At 64.5% G+C, this 6200-nt stretch carries 8 protein-coding genes and 1 pseudogene; 3 read left to right on the top strand and 6 right to left on the bottom strand.

The features are described from left to right. Window positions 1-62 precede the first annotated feature (62 nt). From AB0H61_RS17550 to AB0H61_RS17535, 4 genes and pseudogenes are all read right to left on the bottom strand, one after another. The gene (locus AB0H61_RS17550; RefSeq protein WP_357305174.1) at window positions 63-515 is read right to left on the bottom strand and encodes a recombinase family protein; all 453 of its coding nucleotides are present in this window, start codon (window positions 513-515) and stop codon (window positions 63-65) included. 98 nt (window positions 516-613) lie between these two features. After that, window positions 614-1129, bottom strand: a pseudogene (locus tag AB0H61_RS17545) (recombinase family protein). A gap of 195 nt (window positions 1130-1324) precedes the next feature. Next, complete coding sequence (locus tag AB0H61_RS17540) at window positions 1325-2071, bottom strand: SDR family oxidoreductase (RefSeq protein ID WP_357305171.1); 747 nt, start codon at window positions 2069-2071, stop codon at window positions 1325-1327. A gap of 39 nt (window positions 2072-2110) precedes the next feature. Then, complete coding sequence (locus AB0H61_RS17535) at window positions 2111-2491, bottom strand: DoxX family protein (protein ID WP_357305168.1); 381 nt, start codon at window positions 2489-2491, stop codon at window positions 2111-2113. 75 nt (window positions 2492-2566) lie between these two features. Between AB0H61_RS17535 and AB0H61_RS17530 the strand changes: the two genes are divergently transcribed. Together AB0H61_RS17530 and AB0H61_RS17525 are read left to right on the top strand one after the other, a co-directional pair. Next, window positions 2567-3430, top strand: a complete 864-nt coding sequence (locus AB0H61_RS17530) for a sigma-70 family RNA polymerase sigma factor (RefSeq protein ID WP_357305165.1) — start codon at window positions 2567-2569, stop codon at window positions 3428-3430. Between the two features lie 478 nt (window positions 3431-3908). Next, window positions 3909-4370: an SLATT domain-containing protein gene (locus tag AB0H61_RS17525; RefSeq protein WP_357305162.1), complete on the top strand. Its 462-nt coding sequence runs from the start codon at window positions 3909-3911 to the stop codon at window positions 4368-4370. A 42-nt stretch (window positions 4371-4412) separates the two neighbouring features. Here AB0H61_RS17525 and AB0H61_RS17520 read toward each other — a convergent pair whose 3' ends face one another. Continuing rightward, window positions 4413-4631 carry a hypothetical protein gene (locus AB0H61_RS17520; RefSeq protein WP_357305160.1) on the bottom strand — a complete coding sequence of 73 codons (219 nt, stop codon included), beginning with the start codon at window positions 4629-4631 and terminating at the stop codon, window positions 4413-4415. 11 nt (window positions 4632-4642) lie between these two features. Further along, window positions 4643-5050 carry a helix-turn-helix domain-containing protein gene (locus AB0H61_RS17515; RefSeq protein ID WP_357305157.1) on the bottom strand — a complete coding sequence of 136 codons (408 nt, stop codon included), beginning with the start codon at window positions 5048-5050 and terminating at the stop codon, window positions 4643-4645. Window positions 5051-5187: 137 nt separating this feature from the next. On the opposite strand from AB0H61_RS17515, the gene AB0H61_RS17510 reads away from it, so the two are divergent. Beyond that, on the top strand, window positions 5188-6054 hold the full coding sequence (locus AB0H61_RS17510; protein ID WP_357305247.1) for an aldo/keto reductase family oxidoreductase: 867 nt from the start codon (window positions 5188-5190) through the stop codon (window positions 6052-6054). Window positions 6055-6200: the final 146 nt, after the last annotated feature.

Below are 6200 nucleotides of genomic sequence, written 5' to 3'. Positions count from 1 at the left end.
ACCGGCACCACCTCCACCGGCAGCATCACCGGTCCCCGACGCCGGAGCAAGCCGACACCCGATTACCGCAGCAAGCTATCCAGACGCGGCACTAGGTCGGGCTGGGCCAGGCGACGGGATACGTATTCGAGTACCAGGCTATCGATTTGAGCTCGTGAGCGCATGATGTGGCCAGCGCACCTGTAGCGGTCATTGTGCGATTTCACGCGAGCGTCGCATACTCCGCACAGGTACAAGCCTGATCCGAGGTGGCGCCGCTCGGTCCCCACGCGGTTCGACCGCCGCGCGTCGTCGTCCAAACGCCGCTGGACTTCCAGCCAGATGCCGTCGGGAACGATAGGTTCCCACTGTCCGCGAATCGGGGCGCCCGCCAAGTCACGGACGATTTCGCCGTCCAGCATGCTCCAACCCGCGTAGCGCGGAATTCGAAGGATCCCTACCACGGTGGACGGGTTCCAGGCCTTGCCGCTTCGTGTGGGTAGTGCCGGAACGGTCTTGGGTAGATCTTGGACCATCGTGAGATCTCCGACCGGGCGAATCGATGGCTCGACACCCGATAGCGCTGCGGCGAACGCGTTGAATACCTCTCGAACAGCGTCGGATTCGGCCGGAACTATCTCGCCGTCGAGCGTGTAGCCCGTCGCTCGAACGCCTCTGGGTGGCCGGCCTTTGCAGCGTGCTGACGCTGGGCGCGGCTCTGTCTAGCGCCCTTACGTCCCATCTCGGCCCGTGCGACCGCGGCCTTGATCCGCGCATACATTCGCCCGCCGTCGGTCTGTAGATCAGCCTCGCCGTTGGCCGTGACGAGCCGAAGTCCGTTCGTCTCAGCAGCATCGATCCAGTCCTTGAGCTGCCGCGGCTGGCGCGTGAGGCGGTCGAGGTCCCAAGTGACGAGAGCGTTGAACTGTCATGCTCGGTAGTCGTCGACCATCCGGTCATATGCCGGGCGAGACTTGGATCTGTTGAACGCAGAGATCGGATCTTCGGCGTACACCTCGACTAGATCCCACCCACGAGGGGTGACAATGTCTAGACAGTCTTCCCGCTGGCGTTCGACGGCTAGGCCCTCGCCGGAGTGATCCAGGCTCACGCGCAGGTAGATCGCGGCGCGGACGGGGATGATCGGCATACGTTATTCTACTTCGGAACGTCGTCGAGTTCCGCTTCAACGTATAAGCCTCCGGGAAGAAGTAGCCCAGCGCGGGTATCGCTGCTGGCAGAGACTCTGCTGAGCCCCCATCCGGTGTCCGGGTGGGGGCTCAGGCGTTTCGACAGGGCCGCGCGTTGGCTGGTTCGGCGAGCGCGGTACGCGGCATGCGGGCAGTTACCAGGGAACGGGGCCGAGGCGGTCGATGAAGGTTGCGGTCGGTCCGTCGGCGCCGATGGTCGCGAGTTCGATGATCGGGTCACTGCCTTCGGTGACGGTCAGTTGGCCGGTGTGATTGTTGATGTCGGTGGCGGTGTATTTGCGGTTGGCGACTTCTCCGGGTGTGAGGACGTTGAATCTGATCTCAGGGAGGGCTTGGGCGTACCTGATGGTGATCATGTTCAGTGCGGCTTTGGAGGAGCTGTAGGCGAGCTCGTGGAATGTCGCGGGGGGCTGCGTCGGGTCGGTCGCGATCGTCAGGGATCCAATGGCGCTGGACACCATCACGACTCGTGGGTTGTCGGCCACTCGCAGCAGAGGGAGGAACGCGTTGGTGACTCTGATCGGCCCGTAAACGTTGGTGTCGTAGACGGAGTGAACTTCCTCTACCGTTGCCTCCGCGGGAGCCATGATGGTGCCCGCGGCGCCCGCGTTGTTGACGAGTACGTCAAGCCGGTCGGTGTGCTGGCGGACGCGGACCACGGCGTCGGCGACCGATTGGTCCGAGGTCACGTCCAGCGGGATCATGGTCACGTTGATGCCGCGGCCGGTCAGATGGTCGGCGGCGGCTTGTCCTCGTCCTGGGTCACGCGAGCCGAGAAAGATCGTCCAGCCCAGTTCTCCGAGTCGGCGGGCGGTCTCCAGGCCGAGTCCTTTGTTTCCGCCGGTGATCAGAGCCGAGGTTGGGTGCGGGGTCATGGTCATGCGGCTTCTCCTTTGTGGTGGTTGCGGTTTGGGGCCGAGTCAGGCGAAGGGCTCGAGGCCGAAACGGCCCCAGGCCAGGAACACGGCCATGGCCAGGTAGAGCACCTCGGCGATGGCCGTCGTCCACAAACCGCGCTGCACCCGCACGATGATCGCCCCGGCGAAGAGCAGGGCGGTGCCGGTCGCCGCTACCGGTACCAGGATCGGTGCGATGTCGAGCACGGCGGGCAGGATCAGCCCTACCGCGCCCAGAAGGTCCACGACCCCAAGAGCTTTCAGAGCGCCGGGGCTGAAATCCTCTGCCCATGAGGCGTAGTCGCCAGCGGCCAGAATCTTCTCTTTGGGGATCACCAGCTTAGCGCTGCTGACGAGGAGCACGGCCGCCAGCACTCCGGCAACGATCCACAGAGCGACGTTCATGATTTACTGCCTCCAATATTCATGTCGGAATGGCTTCCTGCTTCTCTGACGGGTGACGGCGAGGAAACCAGACACATGAAGGGACACGAACTGCTCGCGCAGCGCTTCGAGGAGCATCGGAGCCACCTGCGGGCGGTGGCCTACCGGATGCTGGGGTCGCTCAGCGAGGCCGACGACGCCGTGCAAGTGACTTGGCTCAAGGCGGCCGGTGCCGACACCGGCGACGTCGCGAACCTGGCCGGCTGGTTGACGACCGTGGTGGGCCGGGTGTGCCTGGACATGCTCAGGTCCCGCGAGTCGCGCCGCGAGGACTCCCTCGACGAACACGGCGCAGGCCTCGAGCCGCGACTTCGGACCGATCCCGAGGAGGAGGCCCTGCTGGCGGACTCTGTCGGCCTGGCGCTGCTGGTGGTCTTGGACAAGCTCTCGCCGACCGAACGTATCGCCTTCGTCCTGCACGACCTCTTCGCCGTGCCGTTCGCCGACATCGCCCCGATCGTCGACCGCAGCCCCGAGACGACGCAGCGGATCGCCAGCCGGGCGCGTCGACGGGTGCGAGGCAACTCCGGGTCGGGCAGCGACGACCGGATGCGGCGATACCGCGCCGTCGAGACGTTCCTGCGTGCCGCACAGAACGGTGAGTTCGAGGCGCTCCTGGCGATGCTCGACCCGGACGCGAGCTACCGCACGGACGAGGCCGCGCGCCTGCTGGGAGCAGGGACCGATCTCGACGGCGGCCGAGTCCTCGCCGCAGCGTTCTGCGGAAAGGCGCGGCCTGCCCGCGCGATCATGCTCGACAGCGAGCCGGGCATGGTCCTGGCCCCGCACGGCATGCTGATGCTGGTCATGACCTTGCGATTCGCGGGCGAGCGCATCGCGGAGATCACCGCGGTCGCGGACGACGACCGATTGTCGAGAATAGAACTCACGCTGCCATAGTCCGAGCTCGAACCTGCCTGCAAATGGTCGCTGTGGCGGCGGCTGGGGGCAGGGGGGTTGCGGGTAGAGGTTATTCGGCTTCGGAACTTGAGCCAGGCCCTGAACAGGGCGCTTGACGTGCAGATGCTTCTCACATTCCAACCGGCCATTGGGGCGTGCTGCCATGTCGGTGACCGGTCCCCGATGACGGCTGGACGACATCCAGAGCAATCTGGCGGCCCTGTCACATCAAGTGCCGCAGCGACAGACGGTCACGGGATGCGCCTTGCCATATCGTCGGGTGTCCGGGCCTGAATTGCATCGCGTGGATGGGGTACAGAAGGCGTTGATCGAGCGGGCCGTCCGTTTCGGCTGCCAGTATCGGATGGAATGCGTTTGCCGTGCGTCGGTGCGGCCTCGCCAGAACGGCCCGAGCGACGGACTACAGCGTGTCCGAATGTGGCGAGCGTGGTCAGTGACTGCCCGCTACTGTCAACGCGTGAGCGACTTGCCATCTGGCTTAACACCTTTGGAACTTGCTACCTATGTCCGCGCTCAGATCGACGCTGCTCACGCATACGCTCGGCGCCGCAAGCGCGGATTCCGGTGGCGAGCCGTTGTACTGCGCGTAGCCTTGGTTGTCTTCTCTGCCGCGTCGACGATCATCCTCGGGCTGCAAAACCTCGATCCGTGGACCGGCACCGCATTCGCACTGGTGGCCGTTGTCACAGCTTTCAGCGCCCTCGAGCCATTCTTTGCATGGCGACCCCTGTGGGTTGCCATGGAGGAGGCTTCGTATCGATTCAATCGCCTCAGGGATGAGTTGGCGTTCTACGTCGCCACAACCGCCGCCGACCAACTTGATCCCCAGCGAGTCCGCGAAACCTTCGATGAGTACCAGCGAATCTGGGAGAAGTTGGGTACCAGTTGGATCGGACTCCGCGAACACTCCGAGCGCTGATGCCTATCGGTCTCGTCGTTCTAGCCGCGCGCTCACCCGCAGTCAATTCACCACCGCGACAAAAGGCACGCTGAAGTCGAGAATCTCCGCCTGCCTCGGCTGCTTCCGCAGTACAGGATGACCGCCCCCGGGGACCGCGCCGCAACGCTCTTTGCCAAAGTTATCGTCTTCCGTCGGCAAGCGCGCGCTGTTCACCGCCGAGGAGCGGATCGCCATGACCCGCAAGGTCACTGGCGAATATTTGAGCAGACGTGCAGGCATCTGCGGCTTGATCAGGCGGTGCCGGTGTCGTAGCTCGCTCGGTTGTCGAGCACGTCGTCCATGTGTATCTCGGCCCAGCTCTTCACCCCACGCATCATCTGGCGCAGTGAGAGACCGAGTTCGGTCAACTCGTAGCAGACCGTGACGGGCACAGTCGGCGTCACGGTGCGGGTGATCAGACCGTCTCGTTCCAAGGAGCGCAGTGTCTGGGTGAGCATCTTCTGGCTGACGCCGGCCAGTTGGCGGGACAGCTCCGAATAGCGCATCGAACCACCGTCACCGTCGAGCGCACACAGGATCAGCGTGACCCATTTGTTGGAGATCCGGTCGAGCAGCTGGCGGCTCGGGCATGCCGACAGGAATGCGTCGTATTGGGCCTTGATCTGTGCCCGTTTCTGCGCCGCTGTCTGTGTTGCCATCGACCGCTCCTGTGATCCGCGGGTGCATTACGCACTTCGAAGTGCGTACTTCCTATCCGAGAGTTACACCTCCATTGTGGAGCAACGTTCAGTTGTGCACCACCAACCAGCTCGATACGAAAGGAACAGTCATGGGCATGCAGTCCACCGCGCTTCCCGGCGGTACCTGGTCCCTGGGGGATCTGACCGTCAGCAGATTCGGTTACGGCGCAATGCAATTGGCCGGTCCGGGAGTCTTGGGGCCACCGGCCGACCACGACGGCGCACTCGCGGTCCTTCGCGAGGCGGTGGACCTGGGCATCACCCACATCGACACCGCCGATGCCTACGGACCGCATATCACCAACCAGCTGATCCGGCAGGCGCTGCACCCCTACCCCGAATCACTGCACATCGTGACCAAGGTCGGCGCGATCCGTGACCGGCAGGGCGGCTGGCCCCCGGCCCGAGAGCCTGACGATCTGCGCCGCGCCATCGACGACAACCTCGAAACCCTCGGCGTCGAGGCGCTCGACCTGGTCAACCTCCGACTCGGCGACGCCCAGGGGCCCCAATCCGGCTCGCTCGCGGCGGCGTTCGAGACGCTCGTCGAACTCCAGCAACAGGGGCTGATCCGGCACCTCGGGGTCAGCAACGCGACCACCGAGCAGGTCGCACAGGCGCAGTCGATCGCCCCGATCGTGTGCGTGCAGAACATGTACAACCTGGCCTACCGCCACGACGACGAGCTGATCGACCGGCTCGCCGACGAAGGCGTCGCCTACGTTCCCTTCTTCCCGCTCGGCGGATTCAGTCCCCTTCAGTCCTCGGCACTTTCGGCCGTGGCCGCCAGGCTGGACGCGACACCGATATCAATCGCTCTGGCCTGGCTGCTACAGCGGTCGCCGAATATCCTGCTGATCCCGGGTACCTCCTCGGTCGCGCATCTGCGCGAGAATGTCGTCGGCGCGAAATTGCCGCTCTCCGATAAGGAGCTCGTCGACCTGGACAAGATCGGCCACTAGCCACCGATCCACTTTCACCGCAGCCAAAACAACAAGGCAGGAAAAGCGTCCCATCGCTACACGCCCCGACAGCCGACTACACGCCATTCGGCATGAGTGCGCCCGGGGGCCGCAACGTTTGGATGCTCGCTGTGCTAGTGCTCGGA

It is taken from the genome of Nocardia sp. NPDC050710 (assembly GCF_040654375.1).
Classification (GTDB): Bacteria; Actinomycetota; Actinomycetes; order Mycobacteriales; family Mycobacteriaceae; genus Nocardia.
This window is presented reverse-complemented; position numbering and strand designations above follow the sequence as displayed.

Bases quoted from the DNA above. Each gene is read 5' to 3' on its own strand.
- AB0H61_RS17535 (WP_357305168.1), bottom strand. From the start codon at position 2,491: ATGAACGTCGCTCTGTGGATCGTTGCCGGAGTGCTGGCGGCCGTGCTC.
- AB0H61_RS17515 (WP_357305157.1), bottom strand. From the start codon at position 5,050: ATGGCAACACAGACAGCGGCGCAGAAACGGGCACAGATCAAGGCCCAA.
- AB0H61_RS17520 (WP_357305160.1), bottom strand. From the start codon at position 4,631: ATGCCTGCACGTCTGCTCAAATATTCGCCAGTGACCTTGCGGGTCATG.
- AB0H61_RS17550 (WP_357305174.1), bottom strand. From the start codon at position 515: ATGGTCCAAGATCTACCCAAGACCGTTCCGGCACTACCCACACGAAGC.
- AB0H61_RS17540 (WP_357305171.1), bottom strand. From the start codon at position 2,071: ATGACCATGACCCCGCACCCAACCTCGGCTCTGATCACCGGCGGAAAC.
- AB0H61_RS17530 (WP_357305165.1), top strand. From the start codon at position 2,567: ATGAAGGGACACGAACTGCTCGCGCAGCGCTTCGAGGAGCATCGGAGC.
- AB0H61_RS17510 (WP_357305247.1), top strand. From the start codon at position 5,188: ATGCAGTCCACCGCGCTTCCCGGCGGTACCTGGTCCCTGGGGGATCTG.